The sequence below is a fragment of the Flavobacterium chryseum genome (genome assembly GCF_004362015.1).
Taxonomy (GTDB): domain Bacteria; phylum Bacteroidota; class Bacteroidia; order Flavobacteriales; family Flavobacteriaceae; genus Flavobacterium.
In genome coordinates this window covers 407,073-428,196 of sequence record NZ_SNWW01000001.1, presented here as the reverse complement: position 1 = coordinate 428,196, position 21,124 = coordinate 407,073, and the positions used below count along the sequence as shown (strand labels likewise).

At 36.9% G+C, this 21,124-nt stretch carries 1 protein-coding gene; it reads right to left on the bottom strand.

The genetic code is table 11. The annotated features are described in order from the left end of the window. A complete protein-coding gene (locus tag EV143_RS01750) occupies nucleotides 1–21,108 on the bottom strand; it encodes a T9SS type B sorting domain-containing protein (protein WP_133506267.1) in 21,108 nt (7,035 codons plus the stop codon). Nucleotides 21,109–21,124: the final 16 nt, after the last annotated feature.

The window sequence follows — 21,124 nt, the reverse complement described above, 5'->3', positions numbered from 1 at the left end:
TTATCTGTATAGTGTGAAATGTCCAACAAACTCTCTATCATCTTTCTCGTCATTTAGTTTAAGAACATACCAGTAATCACCTGTTGGCAATTCTTCTCCGTTGTATTTACCATCCCATTTTTGACCTACATGGTACTTAGCAACTACTCTACCGTATCTGTCGAAGATATCGAAGGTAAGGTTTTTGTAAGCTAATGCACCACAACCAGGACCAATTTCGGTATGACCTCCGTTACTACCGTTAGGTGTAAAGTAATTTGGCAGACAGAAGTCGATGAATTTACCTTCAACATCTATAGTTGCCTCACAACCGTTTTGATCTCTAACAGTTACTTTGTAAATACGACTTTCGTAGATTCTGAATTCATTAGATTCTGTAAATGGTCCACCATCGAAGCTGTATAAGTAAGGTTTTTTACCTCCTGCAGCTTGCACTCTGATTATATTAACCTCTGCTTTGCTGCTTACAGTAATATCTGTTAAAGTAAGTTTATCAAATCCTTCGATTATAAATTCTTCAGTTCTCTTCTCACATCCGTTTGTATGTCTTACTAAAATAGTATGCGGACCTGGTGTAAGATCTTTGAATACAGGACCATCAGGATTAATCACTCCAGTATTATCCAGAGAGAAATCAAGATCATCAACGTTATTACTCTTATCAAAAAGAACTGTTGTCGTATTGGTTTCACAACCATATACTGTTTCAGTAGTAGTTGGATCTATTGTTACCGACTCTGGTGTTTCAACAACAAGCTCAAATGGTCCACAACCATAACTATCTGTAAAGTATACTATATGCTTACCTCCTTTTAATCCACTAAATGTGTGGAAAGTACCACCATTAGCAGGGACAAAAGCAGTTTCATTATCGATACGTACAAAATAACCTGGTTTACCACCAAAGATATCAACTCTAAATGAAGCGTTGTTTTCTCCTGCACATAACTCTGGTTGAATCGATGTTGCATCTAAAGTTGCATATAATAAATTACCATTTGCAATTGTGAAATTATATATTCCACCACATAGGTTTTCGTCTTTAACCACAATCTGATAATCACCAGGAGCTAATTTGTCGAAAATAAATTTCGAATCGAATTTATCAAGATCAGGTGAAATCGCATATTGAATATTACCTGTACCACCTGTGGCAGTAATTTCTATAATACCATTGTTTGCTCCGAAACAAGTAACATCTGTTACTTTTGACACAACTGTTACAGGAGTAGCAGGTTCATCTATTACTATTGGACCACTTGTGTAAGTACAATCATGACTATCAACTTTTACATAATATGTACCAATTGGTAAGTTTTCGAATGTTCCGTTAGTCTGAGCTGCACGAACAACGTTATTCGTAGCACCAAGTAATGTATAAACATAATCTCCAAGACCACCAATTGCTTCAGCAAATATTGATGCTGATGCATCTCCCTGACATCTAACTACTGCACCAGATACATCTATGTTAAGATTTAGTGGTACTAGAGGATCAATAGTTCTAATATCTGTAACGAATGCGTTACAACCATTAACATCTCTAACATAATAGCTGTAAGAACCAACAGGAACATCAAATGATGTTGTTGCTGCAAATGTTCCTAATACAATCGCGAAATCTGCAGTTGCACTATACGAGTAAGGTCCGGTTCCGCCTGTTGCAGTTAAAGTAAGTTGCGACAATGTTAGACAAGTTTGTTGTCTTGTTACCGCTAACGTTGCTTTAACCAATGTTGGCTCAGTGATTACAATTTCTGCAGATGAAGTTGCTGTACAGCTAAATCCGTCAGTTACTGTTACTGTATATCTTCCCATTCCTAATCCGTCAAAAACAGGACTAATTTGAGGCCCAACAGTTGTAACAGGGTTGTTTGAAAGTACTGTTAAAGTATATAAGTAATTACTTCCCTGACCACCTGTAGGAGGAGAAACTCTAATTACTCCACTCTTATCTCCAAAACATGACAACATTGTTGCATCTGCCGCAGCAGTAAATGTTATTGGAGTTGGAATAGCTAATGTTACTTGTGTTGATACTGGACATCCTTTACTATCTCTTACATTAACAGTATAAGTACCTGCTCCTAAATTTGTAAATACAGCTGTAGCAGAGTAATCAGCTACTATTGTACTAGGGTTTAATACTAATTGATATTCATAACTAGTATCCCAACCACCTTGTGCAGAAGCATAGATAACTCCATCATTATTACCTGTTTTACAAGTAATATCATCTTTTTCTGCTGTTACAGTTAAAATTGTAGCAGGCTGATCTATACTAAATACAGTTGAAACAGTACATTCAGGACTTGCTACTAATCTAGCAATAACAGAATATTGACCAGCTGCAAGGTTTGAAATTCTCAACGGACCTGCATCAGTTGTTGTACCTGTAATTGTAGCAGTACTTGGTGCCGGGCCTGTAATTGTATAATTGAAAGGTCCTGCATCATTTGTTGGATCTAATTGATTATCAACAAAAGTTAAATCAACGATTCCGTCTGTTGTACCGAAACAAATTTCTTTTACAACTGGTATAGCTTTAATCTCAAATGTATTAGGTTCTGCAACATAATACGCTTTTTGTAAACTACAGCCCGTTGCAGGGTTTGTAACCGTAATTATATAATTTCCTACTGTTAAACCAGTGAAATTACCATTTGTTTTTGTTTGGTTATAAGCATTATCTGTACCAGTAACCGTATAATTCAATAGCGCTGGTGTTCCTCCTGTAGATGTTACTGTTATAGTAATATCTTCATTAGAGATACAAGTGATTGCAACTTTAGCAACATTTATAACATCTAAGCTAATGAATGGTCTAATTGGAGCTGCTATGCTTGTACCTGAACAACCTGCGTCGTCAGTAACTTTTACAGTGTAGTTACCTCCTAAGTAATCCGTTTCAGTATAAACTGTTTGAGGACCACTTTGAACTGAAACACCATCTCTGAAGAACTCATAATTTGTATACGTTCCAGATCCATTAGTAACATTTCCTACTGTTACAGTAGCAAAGTTCGAAGTGTTTGCAACCGTACAACCGTATTGAACAACTACTGGAGCAGTTACTACAATTGGATCGAACTGGTTAATTCTAATATCTTCAGAATCTTGACATCCTCTACCTGAAGTAACTGTTACAGTATAATCTCCAGCCTGAAGGTTTTCAAATGTTGGATTCGGTTGGTTTGGTCTGCTAACCGGAACACCTAAAGCTGTAGTTCCTGTTAATCTGTAAACGTAAACCGGGTTATCGTTAACACCAGTTTCATCTATAGTTGCTGTGATTGAACCATTACTTCCTCCGTTACAAGTTACATGGATTGGAGTTAATGCTAATCCTGCAATTGGTGTAGAAGGAGCTACTACTACAGTTATTTGAACAGAACAGCCAGTAACAACATCTCTAACTCTTATAATATGAGTTCCAGGAGTTACATTACTGAATACTGCAGGTGTCGTTGAAACAATAACTCCACCATCTAAAGTATATCTGTAATTTGCAGTTGCTGAGCCACCACTTGCAGTAGCTGTTATAATACCATTATTGGTAACAACACAACCTGGCAATGCAGTAATTGTATGGTCTAATTTTAATGCTGGTAAAATAGTTACAGGAGTAGCTACTGTTACTTCACATTGATTAGCATCTCTAACGGTTACTGTATAGTTTCCTGGTGCATTTACCGTAAAGATATTGCTTGATTGGAAACCATTTCCGATACTGTATTCATAAGGTGCAATACCATTACCTACTGTTACTGTAAATGTGTACTCACCTGTCGCAGATGGACATTGTTGAGTTGAAACATTCGTAGTAATATTATTTGGCAACGGATCCAGTACAATTGTAATTGGAATAGATGTTTTACAATCTTTAGAATCGATCACATAAGCTACCCAGTTTAAGCCTTTTGCAGGATCTAAAACAGCATTATTACTGTTTGAATAATCTGCAGCTGTAACTGTAGCTGTATTTAAAATAAATGCATATTTATAATCTGGAGTTCCTCCGGCTGCTACAACAGTAACCTCCGCACCTGATTTACAATTAGCATGCGTATTTTTAGTTGCAGTTAATGATAATGCATTTGGCTGACCTACAGTTACTGAAGCAGTAGCTGTACAACCTGTGATATCGTCAGTAACTAAAATTGCATAATTACCTACCGGTAAATTAGTAACGGTAATAACTTTACCAACCTTAGTTAATGTACCAGTGGCCGGAGTTAAAACTGCGGTATAAGTACCTGCGAAATTATCAACATCAAATTTCACTGAACCGTTTGCTTCTCCGTTACATACTACATCATTTATTAACTGACCTGCAGTTGTAATATTGATTAAGGCATCAACAGTTTTTGTTGCTTCAGCTGTACATCCGTTAGCATCTGTAACTTTGAAAATATAAGTTCCAGCAGGTAACAAATTAAATTGTCCGCTTGTTGCACCTGAAAAATTTGAAACAGCGCTTGCAGGAGATGTAATTTCATAATGTAAAGTACCAACACCATGACTTACAGTTAATGTTACTGTACTTGTCGTGTTTGCAGCTGGTGTACACCAGATTGGTGTTGCAGTTACATTATCAATTGTTGGTGGATCAAGTGGCTGAACAGTTACACTTGCCGGTACTGCAATTACACAGTTGTTGGCATCTTTAACTAAAGCGCTAACAGGACCTGATACAGTTGTTGTATAAGTATTTACCGAACCATAACTAGTTCCTCCGTTGAAACTATATTGATATGGACCTGTTCCAGTTGTTGGATCAACAGTAACAGTTACTGTTGCTGCTTGTGCCGCATTTCCAGTTCCACATGTTAATGGAGTGGTTACTGTAGCTATTGCAGCTAAAGCTGTTGGCTGTGTAATAGTAACTGGCAATGTGATTGTAACACATTCCTTAGCATCTTTAACCACGATATTGTGTGTACCTGCAGCTAAACCTGTGAATATATTTGATGTTTGGAATGCTCCTCCATCTAATTGATATTGATAAGGTAGTACTCCATTTGCAGCAGTAACTACAATACTTCCATCTGAACCTCCTGTACAACTAACATTATTTTGTGTAGCTGTTGCTGTTGGAGTTGTTCTTGGTGTAACTTCTACTGAAACTGAAGTTGCCTGACATCCCTGACTGTCTGTTACTCTGAAAGTATAAGTTCCAGGAATATTGGTAGTGTAAGGCTGTACGGTTACCGCAGTGTATGCTCCATTATTATAACTAACTTCAAATGTGTTATATGTTAACGTTCCCTGAGTTGCTAATAATGTTATGCTTGCATCACCTGCACAAGTATAATCTTGTGTTAATGTTGCTTTTAATAATAATTGTTGTTTTAACTCGTAAGCTGTTGACGTCACACAACCGTTACCATCTCTAATAGAGAATGTGTAAGTTCCTGGTGCATTCAATACGAAATCAGGGCTAGATTGGTAGTTGTTACCAATACTGTACATTGGCGTGCCAACATAAGTTCCCGTAATTGTAATTGGTACCGGACCTCCCATATAACAATATGGAGCGGCAGGAGTGTCAATTGTTGGAGGCAAATCTGTAGCAATTGTAAAACTGTAAACAGCAGGACAATCGTTTGCATCTAAAACATAAGCATCCCAAGCTGTATTTAATGCCGGATCTAAAACAACACTTGAAACAGTGTCATAATCACCAGCAACAGGAGTAGCTCCGCTTTGAACAAAGGCATATTTGTAAGCTGGAGTTCCGCCAGTAGCAGAAACTGTTACTCTTGCACCAAAGTTGCAATTAGCATTTGTATTGCTTACTAAACTTAGAACAACCGGTGTTGGCTGTGTAACAGCAATAGATGCTGTTGCTTTACATCCTGTTATTCCGTCTGTAATTTCAACTGTATAAGTTCCCGGTACAAGACCAGTCACATTTACAGTGTTTCCTGTTTGAGTTAATGTACCTGTTCCTGCAGTTAAAACTGCTGTATAAGTTCCTGCATAATTTGCTGCAGTAAATTTAACAGCTCCATTATTACCTCCGTTACAAGTAACATTGCTTACTAACTCACCTGAAACTGTAATGTTTGTTACAGGTTTAACGATGTAAGATTCCTGATCTTTACAGCCATTAGCATCTGTAACTTCAAATAAATAAGTACCAGCAGGCAATCCTGTAAATACTCCACTTGTAGCTCCTGTAACGTTTGTCGTTGCTGGTGAAAGTATTACATAACTTAATGCTCCTACACCATTTGTAGTCGTTATAGTAACGGTACTTGTTGTGCTAGCAATCGGATCACAATAAATTGGAGTTCCGGTAATAGTGGTAATTGTTGGCGGATCAAGTGGCTGAACAATTACACTTGCCGGTACTGTAATTACACAGTTGTTGGCATCTTTAACTAAAGCGCTAACAGGACCTGATACAGTTGTTGTATAAGTATTTACCGAACCATAACTAGTTCCTCCGTTGAAACTATATTGATATGGACCTGTTCCAGTTGTTGGATCAACAGTAACAGTTACTGTTGCTGCTTGTGCCGCATTTCCAGTTCCACATGTTAATGGAGTGGTTACTGTAGCTATTGCAGCTAAAGCTGTTGGCTGTGTAATAGTAACTGGCAATGTGATTGTAACACATTCCTTAGCATCTTTAACCACGATATTGTGTGTACCTGCAGCTAAACCTGTGAATATATTTGATGTTTGGAATGCTCCTCCATCTAATTGATATTGATAAGGTAGTACTCCATTTGCAGCAGTAACTACAATACTTCCATCTGAACCTCCTGTACAACTAACATTATTTTGTGTAGCTGTTGCTGTTGGAGTTGTTCTTGGTGTAACTTCTACTGAAACTGAAGTTGCCTGACATCCCTGACTGTCTGTTACTCTGAAAGTATAAGTTCCAGGAATATTGGTAGTGTAAGGCTGTACGGTTACCGCAGTGTATGCTCCATTATTATAACTAACTTCAAATGTGTTATATGTTAACGTTCCCTGAGTTGCTAATAATGTTATGCTTGCATCACCTGCACAAGTATAATCTTGTGTTAATGTTGCTTTTAATAATAATTGTTGTTTTAACTCGTAAGCTGTTGACGTCACACAACCGTTACCATCTCTAATAGAGAATGTGTAAGTTCCTGGTGCATTCAATACGAAATCAGGGCTAGATTGGTAGTTGTTACCAATACTGTACATTGGCGTGCCAACATAAGTTCCCGTAATTGTAATTGGTACCGGACCTCCCATATAACAATATGGAGCGGCAGGAGTGTCAATTGTTGGAGGCAAATCTGTAGCAATTGTAAAACTGTAAACAGCAGGACAATCGTTTGCATCTAAAACATAAGCATCCCAAGCTGTATTTAATGCCGGATCTAAAACAACACTTGAAACAGTGTCATAATCACCAGCAACAGGAGTAGCTCCGCTTTGAACAAAGGCATATTTGTAAGCTGGAGTTCCGCCAGTAGCAGAAACTGTTACTCTTGCACCAAAGTTGCAATTAGCATTTGTATTGCTTACTAAACTTAGAACAACCGGTGTTGGCTGTGTAACAGCAATAGATGCTGTTGCTTTACATCCTGTTATTCCGTCTGTAATTTCAACTGTATAAGTTCCCGGTACAAGACCAGTCACATTTACAGTGTTTCCTGTTTGAGTTAATGTACCTGTTCCTGCAGTTAAAACTGCTGTATAAGTTCCTGCATAATTTGCTGCAGTAAATTTAACAGCTCCATTATTACCTCCGTTACAAGTAACATTGCTTACTAACTCACCTGAAACTGTAATGTTTGTTACAGGTTTAACGATGTAAGATTCCTGATCTTTACAGCCATTAGCATCTGTAACTTCAAATAAATAAGTACCAGCAGGCAATCCTGTAAATACTCCACTTGTAGCTCCTGTAACGTTTGTCGTTGCTGGTGAAAGTATTACATAACTTAATGCTCCTACACCATTTGTAGTCGTTATAGTAACGGTACTTGTTGTGCTAGCAATCGGATCACAATAAATTGGAGTTCCGGTAATAGTGGTAATTGTTGGAGGGTTCAACGCTGGAATGTTAACTCCATTTATAGGAAAAATACAACCTTTTGCGTCTTTTACTAAAACATTAAACGTTACACCAACATATGACTCGTAAGTATTTGTAGTAGAATAACCTGCACCATCAAAATTATATAAATATGGTGCTGTTCCTTGTGAAGCAGTTACGGTTACAACTGCTTTTGTTGGAGCATTTCCAGTTCCACAAGTTAATGGAGTTGTTAACACAGCTGCAGCTGTTAAAGCATTAGGCTGAGTGATCGTAATTGCCGGGTTTGAGTACAAACATGATTTTGCATCTCTAACCGTAACAATATATGCAGTTCCAGCAATTAATCCTGTAAATACATTTGAAGTTTGGAATGTTCCTCCGTTTAATTGATATTGATATGGACCAACACCAGAAGTTACATTAACTGTAATTGTACCGTCATTACCACCATTACAACTCACGTGTGTTTGTACAGTTGTAAATATTGTTGGCTGTATAGGGTCTAATTTGAAAGTAGTTGTAGCCTGACAAGCTGTTGGCAGTTTAGCATCACTTACTCTGAAAATATAGTTTCCTAGAACACTTGTAGAAAGTACATTCGTAGCCATAGCGGTATAAGTACCTCCACCATCAGTAGAATACTCATACGTATAAGCTGTATTGTATCCGCCAGTAGCAGTCAAAGTAATTTGTGCATTTGGTGTACCGGTACAATCTAGTTCTTTTGTAAGTTGTGCGCTTAAGAATAATTGTGGTTTAACTTCATAAGGAACAGTTGCTATACAACCATTACCGTCTTTAATTGTTAAATTATAAATACCTGCTGCGTTAAATGTAAAGTTAGGGCTTGTTTGGAAAGTACTTCCGTTTACACTATAAGTAGCAGCTCCTACAATAGCAGGATCAACAGTTCCTCCTATTGCGATTGTGAATGCAGTACCATTGTAACAAATAGTTGCAGGTGCAATGATCGTTGGATCAGCATCTTTATTTAAAGTAACTGCCGCTTGTTTAATACAACCGTATGCATCTTTTACGTAAGCAATATAACTTCCTGCATCTCTATTAAATGTGTTGACACTTGCCCAACCTGCTGTTGCAGCAGTTGGAGCTGTAGCTGAAGCTAAAAGTAATTGATAAGTATATGGAGCTGTTCCATCTTTACCTATTGCAGTTATAACTCCTGAAGCAGGATTACAATTTGCATTTTTAGAAACTGAAGCTGTAAGTGATAAATCAATAGCAGATTCCGTAATAATAAAATTACTACTTGCAATGCTACATCCAGCATGTGTTGATGTACCAACTTCTTTTATAACAATCACATAAGTTCCATAAGGTAATGGTCCTAAATTAGTAACTGCAAGAGTACCATTTGCCGAAATAGTTCCACTACCTGTAACAGCAGTTGGAGTTATTGGGGTTAAGCTTAATGAATTTAAAATTTCGTACGTTACATCTGTAGCTGTTGGATATGTACTATTGATTGTAAATGAAACTTTACCATCATTTGCACCTTTACACGTAATATTTTGTTCAACTAAATTACTAATAGTTAAAGTTGATTGTGTTGGTATTGGCGTAGTAGAAGTTTCAAAATAATAACAACCTGTTACAGTGTCATGTACAATGAAAGTATATTTAACACCCGGTAGTAAATTAGGTATAGTTGTTTTTTTACTTCCTATAGCATCCTCATCATACCAAGGTAAGGCTGTTGGTGCAGTATATACCATTCCCGGACCAGTATAAATAGCGAAATGGAAAGGACCAGGACCTGTTATAGTACCTAATGATGTTGTATTAATAGCTACAACAGCAGAACCTAAAGTTGAACAATCTGCAGGTGGAGGTGTTACGGTAATATCCAAATCGTCTGGTGGTGATGCTACCAATACGTTTTGTTCGATATTAGTACAACCATTTGCGTCAGTAATAATAATTTGGTACAAACCAAAGTCAACTACTTCAAATACAGCTGTAGCTCCTGTCTGACCAGAAATTTGTTTGTTATAACCATTAACTCCTGTTACGTGATAGATATAATTTGGAGTTCCACCTGTTACAGAGTTAATTGTAATCGATCCCAATGAAACACCACCGCCTGCACATGTAATTGGAGTAACTGTACGACTAACTACAATAGGAGTTGGTTGATTAATTGTAATAGGGAATGTATCTGTACATCCTTTTGCATCAGTAACAGTAACTACATAGTTACCTGCTGCTAAGCCAGATGTTTGCGTACCATAATTAACTCCTGTAGTTGTATTTAATACAGTATATACAAACGGAGCAAGTCCTTTTGTATTATCAATCGTAATTGCAATAGCAGCTGTAGCATCTCCATTACAATTAATAAGCGCTGTTTGTACAACGTTTGTAATATCCGGATTAACTGGAGCTGTAATAATAATTGGAGTTGTTGTTTCAATAATACAACCTTTAGCATCTGTAACTCTGAAAGTATAACTTCCCGGAGTCATAGTATTGAAAACATTCGAAGCCATAGCGGTATAAGCACCTGCAGCTTCTTTTGATTCATATGTGTAAGCAACGCTTCCACCGTTAGCCGTCAAAGTTACCTGAGCAGCAGTTGGTAGCGAACATGTAATGTTTTTATCTAATACAGCATTTAATGTTAATACATTATCAACTATAACAACATTACTATCTGCCGTACATCCGTTACCGTCTTTAATTTTAACTGTATAACTTCCCGGTGTAGTAATTACAAATGTATTACCTGCTTGGTAAGAAGCACCATTGTCAATACTGTAGCTTAAAGGCGCAACTAAACCAGTTCCTGGTGTTGCAGTAATTGTATAGCTTCCTACACCAAAACACTGACCCGTAGCCGAAGCTGTAACCGTTGGCACAACATCTTTTGCAATTGTAATATCTAATTTGAATGTACAACCATTCGCATCAATGATATGAACATCCCAACTTGTGTTTACTGCAGCATCTAAATTCGCAGTATTAGAGTTAGAATATGTACCAATTGCAGCGTTATCCTGTACAAATGAATATCTATAAACCGGTGAACCTCCAGTAACAGTTACTGTAACATTTGAAGTCGTAACAGCACAGTTTCCGTTTATAGTTGTATAAGTTGCAGCTAAAGCAGCTGGTTGGTTAATTGTAACCGCAGCTGTTGCTGTACATCCTGTTGCATTATCTGTAACGATAACGGTATAAGTACCTGCAACAAGAGTTGTTAAATTAATTGTTGAAGCAGTTTGCGCTGTAACAGCAGTTCCACCATTTACAGTATAACTGTAAGTAGCAGCAAAACCTGCAACATTAAATCTGGCTGCACCAGTGTTTCCTGCGTTACACAATACGTCGCTTATTTTAGTACCAATAAGTGTTATTGGTGTAACCGGATTTATTGTGTGAGCTTCTGTGTAGAAACATCCATTTGCATCAGTAACTTTAAACATATAAGTTCCCGGAGCAAGATTTGCGAAAGAATTAGATGTTTGTTTAGCAATAATTACAGGAGATGGAGCAATAGTTTCGTATTGAAGAACACCTACACCATTTGTTGCCGTTACTGTAACTGTAGTTGTAGTTGCTGTACAGGTAACTGCTGCAGCTGTAAAAGTTAAATCTGTTGGCGGGTTTAGTCTCAATAAAGTTCCTGAACCTGAAATTGTACATCCTAATCCGTCTCTTACTGAGTAAGTATAACCTTGATCTGCACCATTGTCGTTTAATGTTAATGTATTTGAATTACCAAATCCACCACCATTAAAACTATATTGATATGGAGTAGTTCCTGTACCTAAAGTAACATTTACTGTTACTGATCCTGCAACTTTTCCATTAGAAGTGTTACAAGAAAAAGGAACTTCTGTAACTGTTGCTGCTAATTGCGTTGGAGCTGTTAAGGTAACTGTAATTGGTGTTGCACAATCTTTACTGTCTTTTACATAGAATGTATAAGTTCCTGCAGCTAATCCTGTAAAGGTAGCATTGGCAGTATAAACCGTACCGTTATTACTGTAAGTATATCCTCCTGATCCTCCGGCACCAACTAATACTACTGAACCGTTAGCTCCTCCATCACATGATGGGTTAATATGCGTTTCTGTAACTGTTGGGCTCGAAATTGTATTTACTGTTGTAGTTGTTGTACTAGAACATCCATTGGCATCCGTTACTACAAAAGTATAACTGTCCGCATTGATAGCAGTAACAGCGTATGTAAACGATGTTCCTGAAAATGGAGCACTTGGAGCGCTTGTGGCACCACTACCTTTTTTAACCGTATAAGTAAATTGAGATTTACCACCTGAAACTGCAACAGTAATCGTTGCATTTGGTGTCGTTGTACAATCTAATTCTTTAGTAACTGATGCAAGTGCAACCAGTTGTGGGTAGATTATTAATGGTGTTACTGTTGTAGCTGTACATCCGTTTCCATCTTTTACCGTAACGGTATAAGTTCCGGCTGGAACATTAAATACGTTACTTGTCTGGAATGATGTTCCATCAATACTATATGTTAATGGCGCTTTTCCTGTACCTGTAGCAGTAATTACAAACGTACTTGCTGTACCTGTACATTGGTTGCCATTAGTAGCTGTAACCGATGGTAGATTATCTTTAGCAATAGTAACTGCTCTTGGAGTAATACAACCGTTAGCATCTTTTACGTAAACATCCCAGTTTAAATTTGCACCAGAATTAGTATCTACTGAAAGAACGTTTCCACTTGCGAAAACTGTTGGAGCTGTAGCTCCTGCTATAACAACTGCATAGGTATAATTTGGTGTACCTCCGCTTGGCGTAACAGTAATTTGGGCAATACCATTATTACAGCTAATATTAGTTGGTACTGCTGTTAATGTTAATGGATTTGCTGGTTCATTAATTGTTATTGTCGCTGTATTGGTACATCCTGTAGCAGTATCTGTAACTTGTAAAGTATAAGTTCCCGCTACAACATTTGCTAATGTTAAAGTGTTTCCTGCTTTAGTAACAGTTCCTATTCCGGCTGTCAATGTATGTGTATAAGCACCTACTGTTGCAATTCCTGAAACTGTAAAAGTTACTTTACCTGTTGAACCGCCTTTACACAATACATCGCTGTCTTTGTTAGCAACAACAGAAATTGGTGTAACAGCGTTGATTATAAATGGTTTGTTAAAATAACATCCGTTAGCATCCGTTGCTCTGAAATTATAAGTTCCAGGTGCTAATCCTGCGAAAACACCTGTAGTGTTTGATGCTACAGAAGCTGCTGGTGATGTAATTGAATAGGTAATAGTTCCAACACCGTTTGTTGACGTTGCTGTAACTGTAGTTGTAGTTGCTGTACAAGTTACCGCTGCAGCACTAAACGTAATATCTGTTGGCGGGTTTAGTCTCAATAAAGTTCCTGAACCTGAAATTGTACATCCTAATCCGTCTCTTACTGAGTAAGTATAACCTTGATTTGCTCCATTGTCGTTTAATGTTAATGTATTTGAATTACCAAATCCACCACCATTAAAACTATATTGATATGGAGTAGTTCCTGTACCTAAAGTAACATTTACTGTTACTGATCCTGCAACTTTTCCATTAGAAGTGTTACAAGAAAAAGGAACTTCTGTAACTGTTGCTGCTAATTGCGTTGGAGCTGTTAAGGTAACTGTAATTGGTGTTGCACAATCTTTACTGTCTTTTACATAGAATGTATAAGTTCCTGCAGCTAATCCTGTAAAGGTAGCATTGGCAGTATAAACCGTACCGTTATTACTGTAAGTATATCCTCCTGATCCTCCGGCACCAACTAATACTACTGAACCGTTAGCTCCTCCATCACATGATGGGTTAATATGCGTTTCTGTAACTGTTGGGCTCGAAATTGTATTTACTGTTGTAGTTGTTGTACTAGAACATCCATTGGCATCCGTTACTACAAAAGTATAACTGTCCGCATTGATAGCAGTAACAGCGTATGTAAACGATGTTCCTGAAAATGGAGCACTTGGAGCGCTTGTGGCACCACTACCTTTTTTAACCGTATAAGTAAATTGAGATTTACCACCTGAAACTGCAACAGTAATCGTTGCATTTGGTGTCGTTGTACAATCTAATTCTTTAGTAACTGATGCAAGTGCAACCAGTTGTGGGTAGATTATTAATGGTGTTACTGTTGTAGCTGTACATCCGTTTCCATCTTTTACCGTAACGGTATAAGTTCCGGCTGGAACATTAAATACGTTACTTGTCTGGAATGATGTTCCATCAATACTATATGTTAATGGCGCTTTTCCTGTACCTGTAGCAGTAATTACAAACGTACTTGCTGTACCTGTACATTGGTTGCCATTAGTAGCTGTAACCGATGGTAGATTATCTTTAGCAATAGTAACTGCTCTTGGAGTAATACAACCGTTAGCATCTTTTACGTAAACATCCCAGTTTAAATTTGCACCAGAATTAGTATCTACTGAAAGAACGTTTCCACTTGCGAAAACTGTTGGAGCTGTAGCTCCTGCTATAACAACTGCATAGGTATAATTTGGTGTACCTCCGCTTGGCGTAACAGTAATTTGGGCAATACCATTATTACAGCTAATATTAGTTGGTACTGCTGTTAATGTTAATGGATTTGCTGGTTCATTAATTGTTATTGTCGCTGTATTGGTACATCCTGTAGCAGTATCTGTAACTTGTAAAGTATAAGTTCCCGCTACAACATTTGCTAATGTTAAAGTGTTTCCTGCTTTAGTAACAGTTCCTGTTCCGGCTGTCAATGTATGTGTATAAGCACCTACTGTTGCAATTCCTGAAACTGTAAAAGTTACTTTACCTGTTGAACCACCTTTACACAATACATCGCTGTCTTTGTTAGCAACCACAGAAATTGGTGTAACAGCGTTGATTATAAATGGTTTGTTAAAATAACATCCGTTAGCATCCGTTGCTCTGAAATTATAAGTTCCAGGCGCTAATCCTGCGAAAACACCTGTAGTGTTTGATGCTACAGAAGCTGCTGGTGATGTAATTGAATAGGTAATAGTTCCAACACCGTTTGTTGCCGTTGCTGTAACTGTAGTTGTAGTTGCTGTACAGGTAACTGCTGCAGCACTAAAGGTAATATCTGTTGGCGGGTTTAGTCTATTGATTGTAATAGTCTGAACTCCTGTTTTACAACCTTGAGCGTCTTTAACTACATAAGAAATAGTTTGGTTTGTACCATTATCGGTAACAGATAGTGTACGTGTACTTGTAAAAGTTGTACCACCATCAAAACTATATTCATATGGAGCTGTTCCAGTTGTAGGAACTGCAATAGTAACAGTAGCAGCTTGTTTTACATTTGATGCATTACATGTAAATGTAGTTGCAGTAGCTGTAGCTGTTAAAGTAGTTGGTTGCGCAATTGTAATAGTTCCAACTGCAGATTTACAACCTTTACTATCCATTACCTGGTAAGAATAAGTTCCTGCAGCTAAACCTGTATAACTTGCTTGTGCTAGAAATGTTGTTGGCACAGGCAAAGTTGTGTTATTATAGAATAAATAAGTATATCCTCCTGATCCTCCGGCACCAACTAATTGCACAGAACCTGTTGAAGCACCATTACAAGTAGCATCAACTTTCGTAGCTGTTACAGTTGGGTTTACAATAGGATTTACGATTGCACTTACAATATTAGTACAACCCTTAGCATCTGTAATTTCAAAAGTGTAAGTATCCGCAGCATTTGCAGAATATACAAACGATGTTCCAGTTACAGGAATACTTGCTCCGTAAGCTCCAGCACCTTTTTTTACTTTATAAGTAAACGGACTGTTTCCTCCGGCAATGTTTACTGTAATTGTTGCATCTGGCGTAGCAAGAGTACAATCTAATGTTTTAGAAATTACTGCTGTACCTTTTAATTCCGGTGCAATTACAATATTACTTATTGCAGCTGTACAGCTGTTGCTGTCTGTTACTACAATATTATGAGTACCAGGCCCAACATTTGTAAATGTATTTGAAGTTTGAGCTGGCTGACCGTCTAAACTATACGTTAAAGATCCAGTTCCTGTAGCTGTTACAACAAGTGTAGATTGATTAACGGTGTCATAACATAAATCTGAAGTAGCTGCCAACGATGCAGTTGGAGCTGTTGATGAATTTACTGTAACTACAGCCGATGCTGGAGAAGAACAAGCGTTTGAATCACGAGTTACAACAGTATAAGTACCCGCAGGAACATTTGTAAAAACACCTGAACCCTGGAAAGCAGTAACTACTGTAGTACCATTCGATTGTCTTAATTCATATTGGTATGCCGGTGTTCCGCCTGCTCCAACTGCAGTAATAGTTGCACCAGTAGTACATGTAGGCAATTTAGTTACCGTAGCAGTAACCGTTACTGCTGTAGGCGATTTTACAATTTGTGTTAATGGTACAGTACAACTTGAAGCAGAAGCATCGTAACGTACTTGTATATTGTATGTTTTACTACTTAATCCAGTAGCTGTTACTGGTGAAACTTTAGAGTTAATCCAGGTAGCACCATTATCTAATGAATAATCAAATCCGTAAGGAAGATTAAAGTTTTGAGCTGCAATTGTGATTTCACCATCATTAGATCCAAGACATTTAACATCTTTAAATCCGGTTACTGAAGCTGTAAAAGCTTTATTTGAATCAATAACAATAGGGAAATCTTTTTGCGCAATACATGATTTTGGTATTTGACGAACCCATATATCATCTATAAGTACATCATTACCATTAAATTCATTACTGTAAGATCTAATAACAAAACTTAAATTATTGTAAGTTCCAGGATTTAAAGACAATTCTTTATATTCCCACTTTTCTGTTTTAGGAACTACCCATGGGTTTGTCGTATCAGTAGTGGCAACAATAGTTTGTGGACCACCGACACCATTTAAATTATTAACTAACTGTATCGTTAATTTTGGATCATCGTGCGTAGTTGATGTTTTTACAATAAGATTTTCTGCCCATAATGAAATTATTACCGGTTGATTTACAATAACATCCTTAATTGGTTTACTGTATAAAATACCTCCAATACCAGCACTTCCTCCAACATTTACACATAAAAATCTTCCTAAAGGATCAGCTGGAAGAGTATGGTCTTTAGCAAAGATCCAAGAATTTCCAAAATTTGTTTTAATAGAGCTTGCAACTGCGTATTTACCATCATTAATTTGATAATCATTAAAATTTCCACAAGGGAAACCTACCGGGTGTGGCGTTGATTCATCTTCAAAACAATAAGCAGGATTAATACCAGGAGTTGTAGTATAACCACCTTTACCAAAATCTTCTTGTAATAAATTACTATAAGTAGAAACCGTAGTTACATTATATTTAACTGAAACTGTATGAGATCCAGAAGGAACATTCAAAAATGTATTATTAGTAATAGGCGTATTAGCAACTCCATCTAAATAATATTCATAAGTATAATTAGCAGAAGTACCATTTGTAACAGTTACTTTACTAGTTGCAGTTCCGTTACAATTAAAAACAGGATCATCAACTTTAATTGTTGGATCAACTGGTTTTTGATCCAGAATAATATTATAAGGAATAGTATATTCACAACCTAAAGCATCTCTGATTTTTAATATATATTGACCTGGTAATACATCTTTTTCATTAGAAGCCTGCCATGTTCCTCCATTATCAAAACTATATTGATAAGGTGCGGTTCCTCCCTGTGCATTATTAATTCTTAATTTTCCTCCCAATTGAGAAAGTGTACATCCTGCTAATTCTGCAACTCCCGCAGATGCCACCAAAGCAGCAGTTGGTCCACTAATAATTACAGTCTGAGCCGGATCAATACATTCTTTCGTTTCTGTATTTGGGAAGTACGGTACCGGGTAAGTGATACTGTATTTTACTATAACCTTGTATGTTCCAGGTTGTAAGTTAGAAAAAACAGGATTAGCCTGATAAGTTCCTCCATTATTTATACTATAAGCCATAGTATAACCGTTTGCTCCGCCAGCACCTAGTGTTACTCTTATTTCAGCACCACTATTATAACAAGCGCTGTTAGTATTAGAAACAGTATATGTTGGTTTTGGAAGACCCGGAACTGTAAGCGTTATCGTTTTTTCACAAAGATTTGAATCTACAACACGTATTGAATATGTTTTTGCAGCAGGTGCTACAATAATAATATTGTTTTGCTGAGTGTTATCGTTTTCAGAATAAGCCTGAGCCGTTGTTGAACCATCTACAAAATAAGAATATGTTCCACTACCACCAGTTGCGCTAATTCTATACTTTCCATCGCTACACGCTGTTAGAGGTACAATTGTAGTAGTAACCGGAGTAATTTCAGATGAAGGGTTATTTATATATTTACCCGCACGAGCAGTACAATCTTTTTTACCGTCTGAATCTACACTATAAACTTCAACTTCATAATATTTTCCTGGCGCAACAGAAAAAGTATGAACTCTGTCTGTTAGCGGTCCAACTTGATCAATTATAGTTGCTCCATCATAAAGGACAAAATAATAACTAGAAAATCCAGCTGAAGCACTTACTGTAATACTTCCATTAGAACCAAAACATAATGGCTGCTCATTAGGATTTTCAACTTTTGCGTTAATATTTAAGTCATTTATTATTATTTGTTGCGTTTTATAAACGCAAGTGTTAACAATACCCTTTAGTCTATAATTAACAACATAAGTACCCGCATTCCAAATTTCAAAAGAATTACTATCCTGATAAGCACCAGTTGTATTGTTCGATAAATTTGTTAAACTGTACTCATATCCGTTAATCTGTTGTACCGTGATGTTACCACTTTTGTAACACAATTTATCTTTCTTAGATACGGTAACAGAAACATCACTTTTATATACATTAAAGTAATATGTGTTATTACAACCTCCCGCATTAATTGTTACTCTATAATAACCTGCAGTATTTGCATTAAACGTTGGTCCGTCTGGTCCTGCCGATACCCAAGTACATGCACCTCTTTCATCAGCACAGGTTTCAGATAAATCGACCGGGCGAACACAATTCGTTTTTTGCCAAACAACAGTTCCGTTAGTAACGTTTACATTGATTAGTCTCGAATCGTTGGTTCCACATAAGTAAATTTTAGGCAGAGGTTTACCGTCAATTACGCAACCAACAATAGTACCATCCGGTTCCTTATTATCAGCATATGGTATTACCGGGTTTGTTCTTACTCCACCACCATCTACTACAGTAATTGTTTCCTGTAAATCTATACAAGGAGGATTCGCTGTATTATAAACATAATAAGTTCCTGGTTGTGTAATCGTAAGTGATTGATTTGTACCAATTACCGGAGTACCAGAAGCATTAGTAGACCAAGAATATGATTTATATCCACCAGAAGCAGAAATTACCATATTAGTAGTACAAATTTCCTGTCTTCTGTTTTTACAGGCATCCAAACCTACTAAAAAGTTAGTCGATTGTGGAACAAGGTTACAACCAGCTGTTGTAGAATAACTTTTATCTCCAAAATCAGTAGTCGTACTGCCTAATTGTCCAAAATAATGTGATTCTGCACTATTTTTAATAATATTAGAACATGCATCTGTCAATTTAGAACAATCATCTACTACTTTAACTCTAAATTTTATAGTTGATTCTGGTGCTCTTGTTGGTACCGCTGTAACATACGAATTAGGAATCGTAAATGTTATTGTTCTGGTTGTGGCATTATAAGTAACATATTGATTACCGGCCGCAGTAGTTGGAATTGTCATTCCTGGCGGTAACGAAATGATATCGCTCGGAAAATTGAAAGTAGTGTTTACCGGTAATTGATCGATTATAGTAAATGAAGTCGCATTATCATTACCTTCATTTTGAAAACTTAACTCGTATCTTAATTCCTCACCCAGTACAACATTTTTATTACTGGCGTCATTATTATTAATATCCTTTACCGCTTTTTTTAATACAACTTTTGGCGCAATAATGTCAACAGAAAATGCCGTAAAATAATAAATAAAAATATCACTGTTAGTCCCTAAAGTTATGGTAGCAGATGTATCATTATTTTTTATAATATTCGCCGAAGGGTCAATATCAATAACACCTGTATCAAAACCTAACGTATTTGTACTGTTAGGAACTCTGTTTGTAAAAGAGGCACCTAAACTGTTTATGGAACTATTAAAAAAGTTATCGCTATTACTTTGTCTAGGTCTTGTTGGAGGTGTAATAGTTGATCCGTTTATTTGAAGATAATCTCCTCTATAACCGTAATCTCCTTCAAGAGCTGCAAAAGCAAATCTGGCCTGAACAGGACCAGTAGGAATAGTTGTAAAACCATTGATAACCGTATTGTTTGGTCCCCCTCCTTGTGCTCTGGCAGTAAAACCATTAAATGATGAAATTGCTTTTGAAGGCAAACTTGAATCTTCATATACAATAAAAAGTGACCATCCGGCAGACAAACCAGTTCCTCCATTAGATCCTTCACTTGAAATTACATTCGCAACTGTATAGGTTCCGTTAGGATTTGCTGCACTTAATAAATTTGTGATTTCAGCAAAACAGGCATAAGCTTGTGTATTGTCAGGATTAATACCATCAGCGGCATTTACAATGTCATGAATAACTGTTCCGGTTACATCCTGATACGCACTATTAGTCGTATTAGGAACCTTAATTTTTACCTTATTAATGTTAGCCCTGCTAGCCGGCGACTTTAAAGTAGCTGACCAATATAAAGCAGCATAAGCAACTCTATAACATGGATCTGCAGGTGCACGATTATTCGGCACAGTTAGAGTTGCACTACTTGAGCTAAAAATACCAGTAGTAGCTCCATTATCGATATTGATATAGCGCATATCAAAATCACCATTAAATCCAGTACCGTTATACGCAGTATTTGGACTAGTGATCACTTGACCTCTGTTATTAGTTTCTCTTCTGTTAAGAATATTATTTCCAATAACTAGAATATCTCCTTTCAGCTGTTTGTCAAACTGTCTGACAAAAGGCTTCAAATTTTGAGAAGACACAACATCACATTGTAAAAACAACAAAAATAATAATGCAATTTTTAGAATAGTAGGTTTTTTCATGGTATTTATTTTTTTG